The organism is Pedobacter soli (genome assembly GCF_900101435.1).
Taxonomy (GTDB): Bacteria; Bacteroidota; Bacteroidia; order Sphingobacteriales; family Sphingobacteriaceae; genus Pedobacter; species Pedobacter soli.
Window position 1 is genome coordinate 467,462 of sequence record NZ_FMZH01000003.1, and the last position, 17,143, is coordinate 484,604.

Below are 17,143 nucleotides of genomic sequence, written 5' to 3' on the forward strand. Positions count from 1 at the left end.
ACTAAGCCAATTCGTGTATGAAATTAAGTTGTGTAATATTTTTTCTCCTTATTTCTGTTTCAGCCTCTGCTCAAAATAAGCCCACCGCCGCAAAGAAACTTGTTGTCGTTAATTCTTTCAATCAATATCAGGCTTCGATAAAATCAAATCCGGATAATGAGCTCGTTGAAATAAAAAAAGCCATTCCAAACATTAGCCTCGATATCCGGTACGCTACTAAGAACAACTTTATGCAGCAGGTAATGTACAGGCAGGCCAGGGCTTTTGCCCGGAAACCTGTAGTCGATGCATTAAAGAAAATTCAGCAGGAGCTAAACAAAAAAGGGCTTGGTTTAAAAATATTTGATGGATACCGGCCCTATGCCATTACGATTGAGTTTTATAAAAAAGCAAGCGATAAAAACTTTGTAGCCAATCCGGCCAAAGGCTCTAAACATAACAGGGGCTGCGCCGTAGATTTAACCCTTATTAATTTAAAAACAGGCAAAGAATTGCCGATGCCAACACCTTACGATAGTTTTTCGGCTGCTGCTGCAGCTAATTATGAACCCGTATCGGCTGTGCAAAGAAAGAACCGCAATTTACTGATCAGCACCATGGCCAAATACGGTCTTAAGGTTTTAGAAAATGAATGGTGGCACTATGATTTTGTGGGCTGGAAAAACTACCAGCTGATGGATATCCCTTTCGAGAAGCTTTAGTTTAGCTGTTCGTCGCTGTGGTGTAAGCTGGTAACAGCTTACACTCAAATCTTCACCAACTTTAGATCTGAGTCAGATGGAAACATCCGACTCCACTTTGAAACTCGCAGGTAACTCCAAACTAAAAACTCCAAACTCCCAACTAAAGATGATGTGGCCTGCCGTACTGGTCTTTTTTAACGCGTGCTTTATCGTCTTTTACGGTTAAGTGAAAAATATAGTCGTAATCATCGTCGGTAAGCATTTCCATTGGTCTTTTACCGCCAAAGGCTTCAATAATTTCCAGTATGGTATTGGAATGGCCGGCTACAATAACCGTTTTTCCGCTGTAATTTTTCTTAACCGAATCTACCAGCGATGGAATATCTTTATAATCGATTACTTTTTGGATGATTAAAGAATCTAAAGTTTGATGCGTTCTTTTAAAAGGGGTACTAAAGGCAACATCGAACTTTTCTTTCTTTAAATAGGTGGCCAGGTCGCCGGCTCTGATTCTGCCTTCATCAGATAAGGCTGGGTCAGTATCTTGTGGGTTCGATTTATCTTTTTCGGCATGCCTTACAATCCAAACATCGGTGGTTTGCGCCAAAACAGCAGTAGAGAGCATCAATAGCAGGGGCAGGAAAAGGAATAGTCGTTTCATTTTATAAAGATTAAAAAATATTGCGAAAGCCTAAGCATTAATAATGCTAATTAATTTCTCGATATCTGATTTTTCGTGCCAGCTACTTAATACAATGCGATTAATAGGGGCGCTTGTTGGGCTGGGATAGGGAAAGGACGAAATCAGAATCTGATCTTTAAAAAAATGCCGATCAATTTGTGGATTGTCTATTAAAAATGCCGGGAAGCCTGGTTCGTATTTCCACGTGGAACTTAGGTTGTTGGCCAATAAATCAATGTTTTCCTGCAGTTTTTGCCATGCTGTTTGATAAATTTCGCCAGCATTTATGAAAGCGTAGAGACCCGCTGCGGCAGGAGGCGAGGCCCCAACAAAAACAGCGCTTTTCTTCAACAAGCCAATTATTTGTTGCGATCCTAAAATAATCCCTGCATCTACTCCCAGCGCTTTTGCCATCGAGGCTACTACAACATATTCGGTATTGGGCCGGTCTGGCAAGCTGGAGTATACGCTTAGGCCCCTATTGTTTACACCAATCCCATGCGAATCATCTATAATCACGATTAGTTTCTTACTCGCGTCAATTTGGTTCAGAAAAGAAAAATCGTAAATCTCTGGCATGAGGTTGTTCATCGAATTGCTGATGAGTACCCAGTTTTGTGCTGTAGAAGCATTAATCCGTTCAGTCGTTTCTGCTTTCCAGATTGTAAATGAATCAGGCGCAACCGGTGGCGTGTTTAGCCATAACGAAGGGTGAGTGGCTGGGGCGTAACTCACCTCGCCCAGGTTAGATAAAGCTTTAACCGTAAGTTGCGCAGCTAAATATCCGCTCGAAGTAATCAGCGCTGCTTCAGCGCCATAACGGCCTGCAGCTACGTTTTCGGCTTCGTCGTAAATGCCAAGCTGAATGTTATTGTTACGGCTGGTGCCATTATTTAAGCCAAATTTGTTAATCCCTTCTACGTAAAGCTGAATAAAAGCTGGATTTTTCGGAATTCCCAGGTAGGCTGTACCGCCAAAATAGAGGTAACTTGTTCCATCAACAGTTATTTTATTACCGAAAGGCTGGTTTATGGCGCTAAATGCAGTGCCCATGTGCTAAAAATTATCGTGTATGTAAGTTATTACCCGCGCCATTTCTGCCCGTACCTCGGCTGTGGGTTTTACAAAACCGTTGTTCATAAAAGCATAAATGTAAGTTTTACCTTTTTTGGTTAAAACATAACCGCTTTGGTTGTGTACACCACCCAGCGAACCCGTTTTGCCATAAACAAATGGTGTATCGGTTTTTGGATAGGCATTTTTTAAAGTGCCACTCTTTCCGCCTGCAGGCAACAGATCAAAAAGTTTTTCTGGATTATTTACCAGGCGGTAAATCGAGTCGAGCAGGTATACATTATCGCGTGGAGTGAATAGATTTTGACGCGAAAGGCCTGAGCCATCAACCCATTTTACCTTATCGGGTAAAAAGGAAAGGTAGTTTTTGTTAATGTACTGAATGGCTTTAACCGTGCTTAAAGTATCGCCAATCTGGTTGGCACATACCAGTAATAAATGCTCGGCTATAAAATTATCGCTGGGCAACATCATGTGTTTTAAAACAGAATCGCGTTTTGCGCCAGGCAAAGTTTTCGCATCAGCAGGTATTTTAAGGTTAATCAATCCAACTGGTTTGTGCAAGGTATCGGACAAAATTTCTACGGTAAGCTGCGGACTTGTTTTATAGGGGTTTTGCTGGTTGTAGCCCGGTTTTACAGCAACGGCGGGATAGTGAAAGGTATTGGTTAAAAAATCGCGGCTTACCTGAAAATTGCCTGTGGTTTTAGCCGAGTCTATTTGGAAGCACGAAGTGAAAACCCTGGGCTGGATGTTGATTTTATTCGGACCAGCGTAGGTAGAAGTAACCATATTATCCATAATGGGCATTTCGGTAATTTCGGGCTGGTAGTAAAAGTCGTAATCATCCCACGACCACCCATCGCCAAAAAAACTACCTGAATAACGACCGGGCGCAAAGAAGAGCTTTTTGTTAGCGGCCAGGAGGAAATTGTATGCCGATTTATCTTTTACTCCAAATTGTAAAAATGAAGGATCGCCGGTTCCCCAAAATATCAGCGAATCGTTTCTTTCAACATATTTTAATGCAGGCATCACCTCAGGCAGCATTTTCAAACTGGCAAAAAAAGTATAGAGCTTGGTATTTGAGGCAGGTGTAAAGTATTTGTCTGCTTCCTGCTGAAAAATCATCTTTTTATCGGCCGGATTGTAAAGCGCAAAACCAACCTGGTACTGCCTGGTTACTTCTGAATTTTTAAAGATTTTGGCTACTTTTTTCGACATTATTTTATCTGCAGAACAGCCACTCAACAGGCTTATAAATAGTGTAGCGGCAAGGAAAAAAGTACTTAGGTTTTTTAATGGAAACATGTTCTGAATTTAGGGAAGCATAATTATCAACTAATTTATTAAATTTAGTTAAATGTTAGCCAAATATAGCCCTGTTGTAATAATCTGTTTACGCAAGTTAATGATTTGCCTGGGCTTTGTTTTGACTGTTTTTCAGGGAAAGGCGCAGGAGTTTGCTTTCAGACGGGATCAGCAGCAGAAACAATCTATTTCCTTTAAGTGCATTAAAAACCTGATTGTGGTTCCGCTGTATGTGAACGGTAAAGGGCCTTACGATTTTGTTTTAGATACCGGAGTAGGACCAATGATCGTTACCGATCCCTCTATCATTGATTCGTTAAACTTTAGTATGCTTCGCAAAATTAAAGTCTCGGGCTTAGGCATCGAAACTGTCGAAGCTTTTGTATCACAGAATATTAGTGCCCGGCTGGGAAATGCAGCTATGGACCATGTACCTACGGCCATTTTAAAAGAAGATCTTTTTAATTTATCGGGGCATTTGGGGATTAAGATTTATGGTTTAATCGGCTATAATTTCTTTAACAGCTTTATTGTAGATATCAGGTACAACGAGAACAGGATCATTGTATCCAATTATGGCGCAAAGATCAAGTATCGCGGAGAAAAAATCCCCATTGTAGTCGAAAACCAAAAGCCTTATGTAATGGCCAATATCGAAATTCCTGGTGGTGGAACTGTAAATGCCCGCTTCCTGATTGATACGGGCGCCAGTCATGCGCTATCGCTCGAAACCCTCGACGGAACAGCTTTCCCGTTACCCGCCAAAACCATCAGCGCCAATTTAGGGATGAGCCTCAGCGGACAGATTAAGGGCTATGTAGGCCGGGTGAAGAAGTTTAAATTGGGCGACTATACCTTTAAAGATGTTGTTGCCGGTTTCCCCGATTTTAAAACCATTTCTGATAAGATTGACCTGACTAAACGGAACGGGAATTTAGGTGCCGACCTGCTTCGTAAGTTTAACCTTCAGATTAATTACCAACAAGGTTTTATTTATATTAAACCCAATAGTTTAAGCAAAGTACCTTTTGAGCATGATATGGTTGGGATGGTAATTTATTTAGACCAGAAAGAATATAAACGCCTGCTCATAGGCGAAATAGATCCCAATAGCCCGGCAGAAAGGGCTGGCCTTTGCCAGGATGATGAAATTATTGGTGTAAATTTCAAGGCAGTTGATTATTATTCCCTAAATGATCTTACAGAAATGTTTAAATCGAAGGCCGACCGGAGCATCATTTTTGAAATTTACCGGGATAAACAGGTGTTCTTTAAAGTGGTAAAGCTCGAGAAAAGGATTTAACAGAATGTAATTTTCCGGTTACACAGTACTTGGCTTGTAACAAGCCTTTAACTTTAACCTCTTAATTGCCAAGCAAACTAACTTTTAATTGCACATGAAGAAAAACTTTAAAATACTTGCATTAGCAGGTATTGTAGCACTTGGTGTAGCCGGAACAGATACGGCATACGCCCAGAAAACTCCAAAAAAAGGTAAAGGCACAACGCCAGCCTCCCCACCGGCAGCAGCTGCTGCAGCCCCAAAGAAAGAGGGCATAAAACCATTCTCAGAAATTATTACCGCAAAAGCAAGAACTACCAATGGCTTGTTTAAAACCCATAAAGTTGATGATAAGTGGTATTTCGAGATTCCTGATTCAATCATTAACCGCGAAATGTTGGTAGTTACCCGTCTGGCTAAAGTACCGGCTGGCGTTAAAGTTGGCAACCAGCAATATGGTGGCGAAGAACTTAACGAGCAGGTTTGGAAATGGGAGCGCAGAGGTAAACAGGTTTTTATCCGTGTACCAAGCTACTCAACCAAAGCAGACCCGAACAGCGACATGTATGAGTCGGTTCAGAACTCTAACCTGGCGCAAATTTTAGCGAGCTTTGAAATTAAAGCATATAATAAAGATACTACCGGTGTGGTAATCGATGTTACCGATTTTTACAACGGCGATGTAATGGCAATTGGCGCTACCGATCAGATCCGTAAGGCCTATAAAGTTACCATGTACGATGCAACCCGTTCATACATCGATACGGTTAAAACTTTCCCGATTAATATCGAGGTAAAAACAGCTAAAACTTACCGTGCAGCCGAATCGCCAACCGATAGCAGCAACGGAGCGGTTACTTTCGAGTTCAATACTTCGATGTTGTTATTGCCTAAAATACCTGTAAAAGCCAGGATTATGGATAACCGGGTAGGTTTCTTTGGTCAGTCGCAGATAGATTATGGCAGCAATGCACAAAAGGCAGAACGTACAGCTTACATTCACCGCTGGAACCTGGTACCGAAAGATACCAATGCTTATAAACGCGGCGAACTGGTAGAGCCAGTTAAACCAATCGTAATTTATATCGATCCGGCAACGCCGAAAAAATGGGTTCCATTCTTAATTCAGGGTATTAACGACTGGCAGGTAGCTTTTGAAGCCGCTGGTTTTAAAAATGCCATTATGGGTAAAGAAGCACCTACTCCACAACAAGATCCTCAGTTTAGCGTAGAAGATTCGAGATATTCGGTAGTACGCTACTTCGCTTCTGATATTGCCAATGCTTACGGCCCGCACATCAGCGACCCACGTACCGGACAGATTTTAGAAACACACATCGGCTGGTACCACAACGTAATGAATTTATTGCGCAACTGGTATTTTGTACAAACAGCTGCCATTAACCCTGAAGTGCGTAAAGCTAAATTTAGCGATGAGCAAATGGGCGAACTGATCCGTTTTGTTTCTTCGCACGAAATTGGTCACACTTTAGGTTTGCCTCACAACTTTGGTTCGAGCTATGCTTATCCGGTTGATTCATTACGTTCTAAAACGTTTACAGATAAACACGGTACAGCACCATCAATTATGGATTATGCCCGTTTTAACTACATTGCACAGCCTGGCGATGGTGTAACCAAATTACACCCACAAATTGGCGAGTACGATAAATGGGTAGTAAAATGGGGATATTCATGGATTCCGGGCGGTAAAACTGCTGAACAGGAAAAAGAAATCTTAGATCAGTGGACTTTAAAAAATGCAGGTAATCCTTTATACTTCTATGGCCGTCAGGGTACTTCTTTAGATCCACGTTTACAAAGCGAAGATTTAGGTGATAATGCCATGAAAGCCAGTACTTATGGTATTGCCAACTTAAAACGCATTTTACCAAATGTAGAAAAATGGACTTACCAAAAAGGTAAAGATTATAGCGATTTAAAAGAGATTTATACAGAGATTGTTGGTCAGTTTAACCGTTATATGGGCCACGTTGCAACAAACGTTGGTGGTTTAAGCGAAAACTTTAAAACGTACGAGCAAAAAGGACCGGTTTACGCATACCTGCCAAAAGCGAAACAAAAAGAGGCTGTAACTTTCTTTAACCAGCAGTTGTTTACCACACCACTTTGGTTAATTAACAACGATCAGTTGAGCAAGTTTGATAATGGCGTATTGTTAAACCGCATTAAAGGTGTTCAAACCAGTACACTGGGTAATTTGTTGTCGCCATCGCGTATTGCACGTTTATTGGATAACGAAACTAAAAACGGTGCCGCTAAAGCCTATACTTTACCTGAACTGTTTACTGATTTAAGATCATCGGTTTTTGTTGCGGGTAGGGCAGATGCCTTTAAACGCAATTTACAACGTGCTTATGTAGATCGTTTACAGGATTTGATGACCAAAGAAAACGAGCTTCCTGCAGGTTTCCCAGCAGATTATGCTGCGAGTTTTGGTTTAACACCAATCAACGTTGGCTTATCAGATATCAGACCATTGGTTAGAGCTGAGCTAAAAACATTATTGGCTACCACCAAATCAAGAGCTGCGGCTGGCGATGCCATTACCAAAGCGCACTACGAAGATTTAAGCATCAGGATTAAAGATATTTTAGATCCGAAAAAATAATACCTGCCTCAAAACCCACAGGTTTTGAAAGCAATATAAACATTGTATTAACCTGCAAGGTTTATACTAAAAAGAGCAATCATTAAATTGATTGCTCTTTTTGTTTTTGTATAATTCTTGATGCTTTAAAGCAAACTGTAAACCGTTTTATAATTTTAAGGCAAAACTGTTTTATGCTTAAAAAACTCTTACTTGCTACCGCCTTATTTGCCTGTAGTTTAACGGCTTTTAGTCAAAACGCCGATTCGTTAACTGTTGTAAAAACCCGATGGCAGAAAACCAGGGTAGCAAGGCAGGTTAGCTTGTTTCAGCATCACTTTAACCAGCAAAACCTGTTTGGCACCAATCAAAATATATCTTTTTTAGAGATTAAAAATACCGGTCGCAAAGCCGTTTTTGCCATTGGAGCGGAAGAAAAACAATTGATTACCACCAGCGATTTCGGCTTGCGCGATACCGCGCTGGCAGCCATAAACGGCAATTTCTTTGATGTTAAAAACGGAGGCTCGGTTGATTTCGTTCGCGTACAGGGAAAAACCATAAATACCAACCGCTTAGCTGCTAATGGTGAAAGAGCCAGGCACCAGCAGGCGGGTATAGCGATAGAAAATGGAAAGCTTAAGCTGATTAAATGGGATGGAAGTACGGATTGGGAAAGCCGCTTAACCGCTGCTGATGTTTTATTAAATGGCCCGTTGCTGACGTTTAATGGGGTAGATGAAAGTTTAGATACTGCTGCTTTTAACCGTTTACGCCATCCACGTACTTGCCTGGGTCTAAAACCCAATGGGCATGTTATTTTGTTAACCATTGATGGCCGCAATACCGAATCGGCAGGGGCAAGCCTGTTCGAACTCACCAAACTGATGCGCTGGCTGGGCTGTACCAGTGCCATTAATTTCGATGGCGGAGGCTCTACTACCTTATGGGTAAACGGCATGGGCAGCAACGGCGTAATTAATTATCCTACCGATAATAAAAAGTGGGATCACGAGGGGCAACGCAAGGTGGCCAACGTTATATTGGTGAAGAAAAAATAAACTTTAGGCGTTTTTTAATGATTTGGCGCTGCAGGTTGCGGCAAGCTTTCATGACCCTCATGATTTGGTGCTGCACCCTGCAGCGGGTTTTCCTGATACTCATGAAAGGTCGCTGCGCACGGCAGGAAGGTTTCATGACCCTCATGATTGCCTGGCGCACAGAGCAGGAAAAGATACTGGAAAACAGGCTAAAAGTTCAAATTAGCGCTAACAAAGTGCATTTTGCTCAAAACTTAAATGGCTTCTTGGATAATTACTTATTTTAGGGCCATATTTTATTACCATGTTTAAAAATATCCTATACTTTTTCTTTTTTGTGCTGTGGCTTTCGTCGTGTAAGTTTGGCTCCAAAACCACCGATCCAACCCTGCGCGATTTTACTTTTGAGCCTGTTAAAGGTATCCGCTATGAAGAGGTAAAACGCAGGTTTAAAGATGGCCTTTCTTTTAACGAACAGGGATTTATGCAGAAACCTTCGTGGATAATTGAAGTGGTAAGAGAAGATACCATGTCGGCATGGAGCCCGCAGAAAAATAGAATGCAGAATTTTTACCTGCAATACGATCATGGCAACGTGTACAATTTCGCTGCAGAGTTTTTCAAAGTGAAGCACATCAGTAAAGATAGCCTGGTATTTCAGCGTGTTCAGGTTGATGGAAAGGTAATTGCTGCTGATGTACGCTCGGATGTAAACATGACTTTTTATGCGCAGAGTTACATCAAAAACAAACTGAAAACAACGGCAAAAGCATTACAACGACCTACTAAGGCCGATACCGCTTTTATCGAAAAAAGGGCAAACCAGGTAAATGCAAATCGCGATAGTGCCTTTGCTGCTACAGATCCTGTTCAGTTTATTTCGAAAAGCAAAATTGCAAAGGCAGAGAAAATAAGCACGGTAGACCGTCTTAACAACCGTACCGAGGCTTATGATTACATGTTTCCGCAATATGTAATTACGATAGAGCGTGCGTATAAAGATTTTTCGCACCAGGTTGCTGCGGTTGTAGACTTTCAAGGGGGCATACATATAAAGACCGTTTATAACACCTTACCGGAAGATGCTGAGACCAAGAAGAAGGCTGCACAGGGTGTTGCAGATATCTATATTCGTAACCTTTTCGATATTGCTCCGGGCACCACTTTAGGTGTGCCGCACAACAGCGAAATTACCCTGACCATGATAGGTAAGGCAATTAAAAAGCCTTAATAATCTGATGTTTACAAGATTTTAACGTTAAAAAAATGTTAAAATTTAGTTTTAATTTTAAAAATTAAAACTTACCTTGCATACTTAATTTAATACTTAAATACAATGCAAGAAGGCACAGTAAAATTCTTCAATGTAACTAAAGGTTTTGGCTTTATCATCCCTGCGAATGGCGATAGCGAAATTTTTGTTCATTCAACAGGTCTTATCGACGAAATCCGTGAAAACGACAAAGTACAGTACGAAGTTGCTAACGGTAAAAAAGGCTTAAATGCCGTTAATGTGAAAGTAATTTAATTTATTTATCATATTTTCAGATGGGCTGCTCTCTTGCGATGGCAGCCTTTTTTATTTTTGCATCTACTAAGGCCATCCGTTTTAATTTTATGACCAACTACTTTATTATTCCAGGTTTGGGCAATTCTGGCCCCAACCATTGGCAAACACATTTCGAAAAATCAGGGAATCATTTTCAGCGCATCAACCAGCAGGAGTGGGATGCACCCAACTGCAAAGATTGGATTGAAACGATTGACAAGGCGCTTGAGGGCTACGACCTGTCTGCAGTGGTTTTAATTGGGCATAGCTTGGGTTGCACTGCCATTGCCAACTGGGCAAAGCATTACCAAAAACAAGTTAAAGGCGCTTTGCTGGTAGCGCCAAGCGATCTTGATGCACCCAAATATACATTCCCAACAGTTGGCTTTGATCATGTGCCGCTGGATAAAATTAACTTTAAAACAATTGTGGTAAGCAGCGACAATGACGAGTGGGTAACTTTAGCAAGGGCCACTTTCTTTGCACAACACTGGGGCAGCGAATTGATTAATATTGGCAATGCAGGCCACATTAATGCCGATTCGGGCTTTGGCCCATGGCCGGAAGGATTGGAGATCCTGAAAAGGCTTTAAGGCAATGCCTGCGTGTTGGGAGGTTATTTATGCACCTTTCTCCGCAAAAACTGATCTAAGAAAATTAATCCGATAACGAGATCAACGAATAAGAAAACATACAGGGTGGTTGGTGTAATGTAGCTATCCAGGTTAATGTTTAACTTTTCGGGTAGGTTAAAGCCTGCAAAACCAGCTTTAGCCTGATAAAATATATAACCCAGGATACCTAAAAGCGAAAGCACAAAAAAGCCGCCAATGGCGTAAATAATCTGCGTATTTACTTTTGTTTTTAAAGCGACAGGGGCCGGTTCGAGCGCAATGCTTTCCATTACGTTCCGGGTAAAAGACATGGAAGGTTCATCAAGATCAAGTGTTCCTAAAACTGAATTCAGTTTTAAAAGCCCTTCATACTGTGCTTTAATTTCCGGATCTGACGCAATTTTTTCTTCAAGGGCTTTTTTTGCCGCTTCATCTAAAGTGCCATCAATATATTCCCAAAGCTGTTGTTCTATCGTGTTCATAGTAACTCCTTTACTTCATCTTTTAACAAATATTGTAATTTTTCTTTAAGCCTTTGCCTTGCCCGGTGCAGTTTTACTTTGATGGTATTGGGCTCCATGTGCAGCGTTTCTCCAATTTCTTCCAGGCTCTGTTCGCCTTTATAAAACAGGGTGATAATGGCCGCATCATCGGGCATTAGCTGGCCAATGGCCTGGTTTAAAAAAGTATGACTATCCAGTTTTTCGTAGTCGTTGGCGTTAAAGCTTGATGTCTGGTTTTCGAGTTGTACAAATGTTTCTTCGTTATGGATCGAGTCGGTATCTAAACGCTTTTTCCTTAAAAAAGTCATGGCTGTGGTATAGGTAATGGTATACAGCCAGGTACTAAATTTCGAAGTTTGTTTAAATGTAGCCAGTGCTTTATAAGCTTTCACAAAGCAATCCTGGGCTATTTCTTCGGCATCTTCGCGGTTTTTCGAAAACCTTAAAGCAAGTGTAAATACAAAGCGCTGATGGCGTTTCACCAACAAAGCATATTGCGCAGGTTCGCCCGCCAATATATTTTGGATCAGCTCTAAATCTGTAAGTTTTTGCTCCATCTTTAGCTGTAAGACTACATTAAAGATACACAGGTTACACGTGAAACATTAATCTTTTTGTTAAACCTATGAGGTTTTAAAAACCTCATAGGTTTGCAAACTCCTGATTTTTGGAAACGAAAGGGAGTATTTTTTAGGATACTGCAGCCCTGCTGTTCGCTGTAGCCCTCATACTTCGGGGCTGCTGCGGCCATCAGGTTTATTAACAGCGTTGGTGCAGCTTGCAAACCTTAAAAATGAAATACTGCTTTTGCAATTTAGCCCTGGGTGAAGCGGTACCCTGCAGGCCGGCGCAGCGGCCGAAGCGTAAAGCGTAACACAGGAGGCAACGTTGTTTCTTTGCAAGGCTACTGCGCTACAGAAAAAAATGTTTAACCTAAATTAGGCTGTGCGGGTTAATGCGAAGCAAAAAATTTCAGCCCGGCAATAGAGGCAATTAAGGTACAGATAAAAAATATCCGCCAGAAAGTGGCTGGTTCCTGAAAATATACAATGCCGATAATTACGGTACCTACAGCACCAATACCTGTCCATACGGCATAAGCGGTTCCCATGGGTAATGTTTGCGCGGCTTTATTTAGCAAAGCAAAGCTGAGCGAAATGCAGATAAAGAATGCGACACTCCATTTCAGGTTAGTAAAGTTGTTCGATAATTTTAAGCAGGTGGTGAAGCCTACTTCGAAAAGGCCGGCTATAATTAAGATAATCCAGTTCATAATAAATGTGTTTCGGCAAAGGTAACACAGCCAATTGGCGCAACATTTTACAAATGTTAAAAAATGAACTTATTAATGAGCTGCCCTGATGCGGCTTAAGGTAACCTGGGTTACGCCAAGGTAGGAAGCAATATGTTTTAGGGCTACCTTTTTAATTAACTCGGGCGATTGCGCTGTAAAATCGCGATAGCGTTCTGCTGCTCCTTTAAAAGCGCGGTCTATCAATCTCCGTTCGGTAGCAATTAATTCCTGTTCGGCTATTTTTCTGCCCCAGTTGGCAATTTCGAGGTTTTGTTGGTACAGCAAAAACAAATCGGTTAGTTTAATCCTGATTAGAGCGCTGTTCGCTAAAAGCTCAATGTTTTCGTAACCGGGGCGATTGTTAATGTAGCTGTTGAATGAAAAAAGCACATCGCCGCTTTGTCCAAACCAAAAGGTAATCTGCTGGTTTTCGCCGTCACTATACGCCCGGGCAATACCACTTTGAAGTACATAAAAGTAGGGTTCTACTTTATCGGCACGAATGATTGTGGTGCCTTTTGGATATTGAATACACTCCATACAATTGCTAAGCTCACGCAAAGACTCCTCACTTAAGGAGCTAAAAACGGCTATATTTCTGAGTTGTTCAATCAAAATAGGAGGCTTTATTACAAAAATAGGAATGTTTTTTAGCTTGCTGTTTGTAGTATTGAAAATTATCTGCTTTAAGTTTAACCTGAAAATTGCTTGTTGGTTATTGAATATTTTTTACCCCATGGTGTAACCTGCTTTAAAAAGTTGTAGTCATAACACACAGAACACGGTTCAAATAAACAAGAAACAAAATATTTATACATTAAAAATTATAATCATGGGAGAGTTAGTTGCAATAACATTGTTTTTAGGTGCCTTCACGATGGTATTCGGCATCCGTTATTTATCAAACAAAGAGAAAATGGCAATGATTGAGCGCGGCATCAATCCGGGAGTAGGCAGGTCGGCCCCGAAACCCTATTTAAGTTTAAAGTTTGGCTTACTGCTGGTAGGTCTGGGCATTGGTTTACTTGTGGCCCTTGCTTCGGTTAGAAATATGTTTGGTAGTGATATGACACATGCAGAAACCTCGCAGGCCGTTGCAGTTTATTTTGGCTGCCTGGGTATTTTTGGTGGTTTAGGTTTAATTGTTTCTTTCCTTATCGAAAAGAAAGCAATTGAGAAAGATAAATTCTAGTCCGCTTTATCCGTGCAAAGCAAATTTACCCTTATGCTCCGGGGCTTTCTTGTAATACTGGCCTGCAACCTCTTTATGGTAGCAGCGGTACAGGCCCAAAAGCTCAATAATCAGCTTGATAGTTTGATTTTGGCTGCAATGCCCGATCAGCAAGGTCCCGGAGCTGCATTTATGGTTGCCCGAAAAGGGGAAGTGATTTACCAAAAGGCTTTTGGTAAAGCCAACCTCGAACTGGGAGTTAACCTTAGTAACGAAAGTGTTTTCCAGCTGGGCTCTATGACCAAGCAGTTTACCGCTGTAGCCATATTGCTTTTAGCGCAGCAGGGCAAATTAAAAGTAAACGATCCCATTTCGAAATATATTCCCGATTACCCCGGTGGTGACAAAATAACCCTGCATCATTTGCTTACGCATACTTCGGGCATTAAAGATTTTACCAAAATGAAGGCGCTGGCAGAGATAGCCCAAAAAGAGATGACACCTAAAATGATGGTCGATTTTTTTAAGGATGAGCCCGTTGATTTTGCCCCCGGTGAGCGTTTCGAATACAATAACTCGGGCTATGTGCTGTTGGGCTACCTGATTGAGCTGGTTTCGGGGGTGACATACGCCAATTTTATTCAGCAGCATATTTTTGATCGGCTTGGCATGAAGCATTCTTATTATGCGAGCGACAGAAAAGTGATAGATAACAGGGCTTATGGATACCAGAAAAAGGAGAGTGGTTTTGTAAATAAAACGGCGATTAACTTTAGCGTTCCTTTTGCATCAGGAGCTTTAATGTCTACTTTAGGCGATTTGCTGAAATGGCAAAATGCTCTGGTCAACAATAAACTACTCAATACTGCTGAAACACAACAGGCATTTTCGCGCTATAAACTAAATAACGGCGAACTGTTTAATTACGGTTATGGCTGGCACATTAAAGAAATTGGTGGCTTAACTGTAAGGACACATGGCGGGAGTATCTTCGGGTTTAAAAGCATGGGTGTTTATGTGCCCGGCAAAGATATTTATGTAGTTGGCCTAACCAACTGCGATTGCAATTCGCCTACCGTGCTTACCGAAAATATAGCGAGGCTGGTTATAACCGAAACGCTGAAAAGTAAGTAGCGCTTTACTGTGGTTTAACAATTATAGCCACTGTTAACCGGCTTATACAATTCATTTTGCCTCTTTCATCGTAAATTTTAATTTCCCAAACCTGTGTTTTGGCTCCAATGTGCAGTGGTTTGCAAATACCTTTTACCAGGCCACTTTTTACCGGCCTGAGGTGATTGGCATTTACCTCCAAACCTACGGCCATGTATTTATCCGGATCAATACACATGTAAGATGCGATGCTGCCCAGCGTTTCGGCCAATACTACCGATGCGCCACCATGCAGAATGCCTGCGGGCTGGTGCGTGCGTTCATCAACTGGCATGGTACCGCTAATAAAATCGGTGCCGATTTCGGTAAACAGGATATCAAGCAGCGCCCCGATATGGTTTTTGGGGCGATTGTTCAGCTCTTCGACGGTAAAATCTTTAAACCACATGATAACGTTCTTTTAAAACCCCAACATGATGGATTACGTGGCCTCCTACAATGAAAAGGATCGCGCGTACATTAATTTCCCTTCCCGAGGCAATCCCATTGCTGTTCAGGTCTTCTTCGTTTAGCGATTTAAAAAGATATAAATTGGCTTTGCGCAGGGCCGCAAATTCTTCAATCAAATCTTCCAGCTCACGTTCGGCAAAGCGGGCATTGTTTACATAATCGTCTTCATCGAAACCGGGCAGGGCCTGTTGCTCTTTGCGGGCAAAGCAGGTAATGCGAAAAGCGAAAACACGCTCGGTATCGATGATATGGCCCAGCATTTCTTTTAATGTCCATTTGCCTTCTGCATAGGCATAATTGGCCTTATCGGCATTTGCCCTGAACAAAGCAGGAATGCTTGTTACCTGTTCGTTTAGTATTTCGAAAATATCGCGGTCAACCTTGCTGATGTAGGTTTCGCCCCAGGCCGGATATTCGTTAGGCTGTGGTCGGTTCATATCTTAAACTGCTTTTTAATATTATTCTAAAAGTGGTGCCTTTGCCCTGCTCTGAGTCTTTTACAAAGATTTCGCCACTGTGGTAATTCTCAACAATACGTTTGGTAAGCGATAGTCCCAGTCCCCAGCCGCGTTTACGGGTAGTGTAACCTGGCTGGAAAACGGCATCGAATTTCGATCTCGGAATTCCTTTTCCCGTATCCGTTACATCGATAAAAACCTGTTCTTTGGCCAGGTTTTCAATAATGTTAATCGATATCGAACCCTCATTTTCAATCGCATTTGCTGCGTTTTTCAGCAGGTTTTCGATTACCCAATCAAACAGGGGCACGTTAAGCATCGCCCTAACCTGCTCGTCGCCGGTAATACTGAATTTAACCTTATCAGAAGTACGTACTTTAAAATACCGGATAAAATCGCTGATGACGATGTACACGGTATGGTCTTCCAGAATGGGTTTAGAACCAATTTTAGAGAAACGGTCGGTAATAATTTCTAAACGCTTAATGTCGTTTTCCATTTCGGCAATCAGCGGATCGTCTTCTGCATCAAATTTAGACTTCATCAGCTCAACCCAGGCCATTAACGAGGAAATCGGCGTACCCAGCTGGTGTGCCGTTTCTTTGGCCAAGCCTACCCACACATGGTCCTGTTCATCACGCCTTGCCGAACTAAATGCAGCATAAGCCGTTAAAAGAAAAAGGAAAATTACACCCATCTGGATATAGGGAAAGTATCTCAGCTGCGTTAAAATAAACGAATCGCGGTAATAAGCCTTAAACTTCTTACCTAAAAAGTTCATTTCATCTGGTGGATGCTGAGCTTTCATCTGCCTCAACTGGCGGACAAAATAAAGGCTGTCATAAGTTAGCTTGGGATCGGAGTCTGGGTAATTTGTTTTGGTACTATCGAGCCCGAAAAAAGAACTGATCATACCTGTAGAATCGGTCATAATTACCGGCGTTTTGGTATTGGTACGCACGGTTTCAACCACATCGCGGTAATCGTCATTGTCGTACAAAAACATGGCCCGCTCCTGTATACGCACCCAAAGGTGAAACTGATCTGCTTCTTCGCGTTCCATTTTTTTTACAAAAGAATCGGTATAAAATACTGAAGCAATGCCGATTAAGATGGCAAAAATTAGGAGGAAAAACTTCCAGCGGCGTTTCTTTTGATAAGGGTTCATGCTTGTGTTAGGCAAAATACGATAACAAAACGAAAAAAACATAAAACCATTATGCTTTTTCAAAAAGCTTAAGTCAATCC

At 41.6% G+C, this 17,143-nt stretch carries 19 protein-coding genes; 9 read left to right on the forward strand and 10 right to left on the reverse strand.

The window, feature by feature from the left end; genetic code table 11:
* Window positions 1-17: 17 nt before the first annotated feature.
* Complete coding sequence (locus BLR37_RS09360; RefSeq protein ID WP_090767574.1) at window positions 18-701, forward strand: M15 family metallopeptidase; 684 nt, start codon at window positions 18-20, stop codon at window positions 699-701.
* Window positions 702-843: 142 nt separating this feature from the next.
* On the opposite strand, the gene BLR37_RS09365 is transcribed toward BLR37_RS09360, so the two are convergent.
* The 3 genes from BLR37_RS09365 to BLR37_RS09375 are packed head-to-tail and all read right to left on the reverse strand — an operon-like array spanning window position 844 to window position 3,750.
* A complete protein-coding gene (locus BLR37_RS09365; RefSeq protein ID WP_090767577.1) occupies window positions 844-1,344 on the reverse strand; it encodes a SixA phosphatase family protein in 501 nt (166 codons plus the stop codon).
* Window positions 1,345-1,374: 30 nt separating this feature from the next.
* Window positions 1,375-2,418: an aminotransferase class I/II-fold pyridoxal phosphate-dependent enzyme gene (locus tag BLR37_RS09370; RefSeq protein ID WP_090767580.1), complete on the reverse strand. Its 1,044-nt coding sequence runs from the start codon at window positions 2,416-2,418 to the stop codon at window positions 1,375-1,377.
* Between the two features lie 3 nt (window positions 2,419-2,421).
* A complete protein-coding gene (locus BLR37_RS09375) occupies window positions 2,422-3,750 on the reverse strand; it encodes a D-alanyl-D-alanine carboxypeptidase/D-alanyl-D-alanine-endopeptidase (RefSeq protein WP_090767583.1) in 1,329 nt (442 codons plus the stop codon).
* 52 nt (window positions 3,751-3,802) lie between these two features.
* Here BLR37_RS09375 and BLR37_RS09380 point away from each other — a divergent pair, with 52 nt between their 5' ends.
* The 6 genes from BLR37_RS09380 (at window position 3,803) to BLR37_RS09410 (ending at window position 10,825) form a co-directional block, all read left to right on the forward strand.
* The gene (locus tag BLR37_RS09380) at window positions 3,803-5,053 is read left to right on the forward strand and encodes an aspartyl protease family protein (protein WP_090767584.1); all 1,251 of its coding nucleotides are present in this window, start codon (window positions 3,803-3,805) and stop codon (window positions 5,051-5,053) included.
* Between the two features lie 94 nt (window positions 5,054-5,147).
* A complete protein-coding gene (locus BLR37_RS09385; RefSeq protein WP_090767586.1) occupies window positions 5,148-7,664 on the forward strand; it encodes a zinc-dependent metalloprotease in 2,517 nt (838 codons plus the stop codon).
* 173 nt (window positions 7,665-7,837) lie between these two features.
* Window positions 7,838-8,704, forward strand: coding sequence for a phosphodiester glycosidase family protein (locus BLR37_RS09390; protein ID WP_090767590.1), 867 nt, complete (start codon window positions 7,838-7,840; stop codon window positions 8,702-8,704).
* Window positions 8,705-8,987: 283 nt separating this feature from the next.
* Window positions 8,988-9,914 carry a hypothetical protein gene (locus tag BLR37_RS09400; RefSeq protein ID WP_090767597.1) on the forward strand — a complete coding sequence of 309 codons (927 nt, stop codon included), beginning with the start codon at window positions 8,988-8,990 and terminating at the stop codon, window positions 9,912-9,914.
* Between the two features lie 105 nt (window positions 9,915-10,019).
* Window positions 10,020-10,211 carry a cold-shock protein gene (locus BLR37_RS09405; RefSeq protein ID WP_010599196.1) on the forward strand — a complete coding sequence of 64 codons (192 nt, stop codon included), beginning with the start codon at window positions 10,020-10,022 and terminating at the stop codon, window positions 10,209-10,211.
* A 20-nt stretch (window positions 10,212-10,231) separates the two neighbouring features.
* The gene (locus BLR37_RS09410; protein WP_208599621.1) at window positions 10,232-10,825 is read left to right on the forward strand and encodes an RBBP9/YdeN family alpha/beta hydrolase; all 594 of its coding nucleotides are present in this window, start codon (window positions 10,232-10,234) and stop codon (window positions 10,823-10,825) included.
* Between the two features lie 23 nt (window positions 10,826-10,848).
* Here BLR37_RS09410 and BLR37_RS09415 read toward each other — a convergent pair whose 3' ends face one another.
* The 4 genes from BLR37_RS09415 to BLR37_RS09435 form a co-directional block, all read right to left on the reverse strand.
* Complete coding sequence (locus tag BLR37_RS09415) at window positions 10,849-11,328, reverse strand: anti-sigma factor family protein (RefSeq protein ID WP_090767600.1); 480 nt, start codon at window positions 11,326-11,328, stop codon at window positions 10,849-10,851.
* Complete coding sequence (locus BLR37_RS09420; protein ID WP_090767603.1) at window positions 11,325-11,906, reverse strand: RNA polymerase sigma factor; 582 nt, start codon at window positions 11,904-11,906, stop codon at window positions 11,325-11,327. Before BLR37_RS09420 ends, BLR37_RS09415 begins: the two co-directional genes overlap by 4 nt.
* Window positions 11,907-12,301: 395 nt before the next feature.
* Window positions 12,302-12,622, reverse strand: coding sequence for a DMT family transporter (locus tag BLR37_RS09430; RefSeq protein ID WP_039477884.1), 321 nt, complete (start codon window positions 12,620-12,622; stop codon window positions 12,302-12,304).
* A gap of 72 nt (window positions 12,623-12,694) precedes the next feature.
* Entirely contained in the window at window positions 12,695-13,258 is a 564-nt protein-coding gene (locus BLR37_RS09435; RefSeq protein WP_090767609.1) for a Crp/Fnr family transcriptional regulator, read from the reverse strand.
* Window positions 13,259-13,475: 217 nt separating this feature from the next.
* Between BLR37_RS09435 and BLR37_RS09440 the strand changes: the two genes are divergently transcribed.
* On the forward strand, window positions 13,476-13,835 hold the full coding sequence (locus tag BLR37_RS09440) for a DUF6249 domain-containing protein (RefSeq protein ID WP_244154629.1): 360 nt from the start codon (window positions 13,476-13,478) through the stop codon (window positions 13,833-13,835).
* Window positions 13,836-13,868: 33 nt separating this feature from the next.
* On the forward strand, window positions 13,869-14,948 hold the full coding sequence (locus BLR37_RS09445; RefSeq protein ID WP_090767614.1) for a serine hydrolase domain-containing protein: 1,080 nt from the start codon (window positions 13,869-13,871) through the stop codon (window positions 14,946-14,948).
* A 4-nt stretch (window positions 14,949-14,952) separates the two neighbouring features.
* Here the strand turns inward: BLR37_RS09445 and BLR37_RS09450 are convergent, their stop codons facing one another.
* The 3 genes from BLR37_RS09450 to BLR37_RS09460 are packed head-to-tail and all read right to left on the reverse strand — an operon-like array spanning window position 14,953 to window position 17,063.
* Window positions 14,953-15,375, reverse strand: coding sequence for a hotdog fold thioesterase (locus tag BLR37_RS09450; RefSeq protein ID WP_090767617.1), 423 nt, complete (start codon window positions 15,373-15,375; stop codon window positions 14,953-14,955).
* Window positions 15,365-15,874 (reverse strand): DinB family protein, encoded by a 510-nt coding sequence (locus BLR37_RS09455; RefSeq protein WP_090767621.1) that lies wholly within the window; start codon window positions 15,872-15,874, stop codon window positions 15,365-15,367. The genes BLR37_RS09450 and BLR37_RS09455 overlap by 11 nt, the downstream gene beginning before the upstream one ends.
* The gene (locus BLR37_RS09460; RefSeq protein ID WP_090767624.1) at window positions 15,855-17,063 is read right to left on the reverse strand and encodes a sensor histidine kinase; all 1,209 of its coding nucleotides are present in this window, start codon (window positions 17,061-17,063) and stop codon (window positions 15,855-15,857) included. Before BLR37_RS09460 ends, BLR37_RS09455 begins: the two co-directional genes overlap by 20 nt.
* Window positions 17,064-17,143: the final 80 nt, after the last annotated feature.

Coding starts and splice junctions, on each gene's coding strand:
- BLR37_RS09415 (WP_090767600.1), bottom strand. CDS start 11,328: ATGAACACGATAGAACAACAGCTTTGGGAATATATTGATGGCACTTTA.
- BLR37_RS09410 (WP_208599621.1), top strand. CDS start 10,232: ATGGGCTGCTCTCTTGCGATGGCAGCCTTTTTTATTTTTGCATCTACT.
- BLR37_RS09455 (WP_090767621.1), bottom strand. CDS start 15,874: ATGAACCGACCACAGCCTAACGAATATCCGGCCTGGGGCGAAACCTAC.
- BLR37_RS09450 (WP_090767617.1), bottom strand. CDS start 15,375: ATGTGGTTTAAAGATTTTACCGTCGAAGAGCTGAACAATCGCCCCAAA.
- BLR37_RS09365 (WP_090767577.1), bottom strand. CDS start 1,344: ATGAAACGACTATTCCTTTTCCTGCCCCTGCTATTGATGCTCTCTACT.
- BLR37_RS09460 (WP_090767624.1), bottom strand. CDS start 17,063: ATGAACCCTTATCAAAAGAAACGCCGCTGGAAGTTTTTCCTCCTAATT.
- BLR37_RS09400 (WP_090767597.1), top strand. CDS start 8,988: ATGTTTAAAAATATCCTATACTTTTTCTTTTTTGTGCTGTGGCTTTCG.
- BLR37_RS09420 (WP_090767603.1), bottom strand. CDS start 11,906: ATGGAGCAAAAACTTACAGATTTAGAGCTGATCCAAAATATATTGGCG.
- BLR37_RS09380 (WP_090767584.1), top strand. CDS start 3,803: ATGTTAGCCAAATATAGCCCTGTTGTAATAATCTGTTTACGCAAGTTA.
- BLR37_RS09445 (WP_090767614.1), top strand. CDS start 13,869: ATGCTCCGGGGCTTTCTTGTAATACTGGCCTGCAACCTCTTTATGGTA.
- BLR37_RS09385 (WP_090767586.1), top strand. CDS start 5,148: ATGAAGAAAAACTTTAAAATACTTGCATTAGCAGGTATTGTAGCACTT.
- BLR37_RS09430 (WP_039477884.1), bottom strand. CDS start 12,622: ATGAACTGGATTATCTTAATTATAGCCGGCCTTTTCGAAGTAGGCTTC.
- BLR37_RS09375 (WP_090767583.1), bottom strand. CDS start 3,750: ATGTTTCCATTAAAAAACCTAAGTACTTTTTTCCTTGCCGCTACACTA.
- BLR37_RS09405 (WP_010599196.1), top strand. CDS start 10,020: ATGCAAGAAGGCACAGTAAAATTCTTCAATGTAACTAAAGGTTTTGGC.
- BLR37_RS09370 (WP_090767580.1), bottom strand. CDS start 2,418: ATGGGCACTGCATTTAGCGCCATAAACCAGCCTTTCGGTAATAAAATA.
- BLR37_RS09390 (WP_090767590.1), top strand. CDS start 7,838: ATGCTTAAAAAACTCTTACTTGCTACCGCCTTATTTGCCTGTAGTTTA.
- BLR37_RS09440 (WP_244154629.1), top strand. CDS start 13,476: ATGGGAGAGTTAGTTGCAATAACATTGTTTTTAGGTGCCTTCACGATG.
- BLR37_RS09360 (WP_090767574.1), top strand. CDS start 18: ATGAAATTAAGTTGTGTAATATTTTTTCTCCTTATTTCTGTTTCAGCC.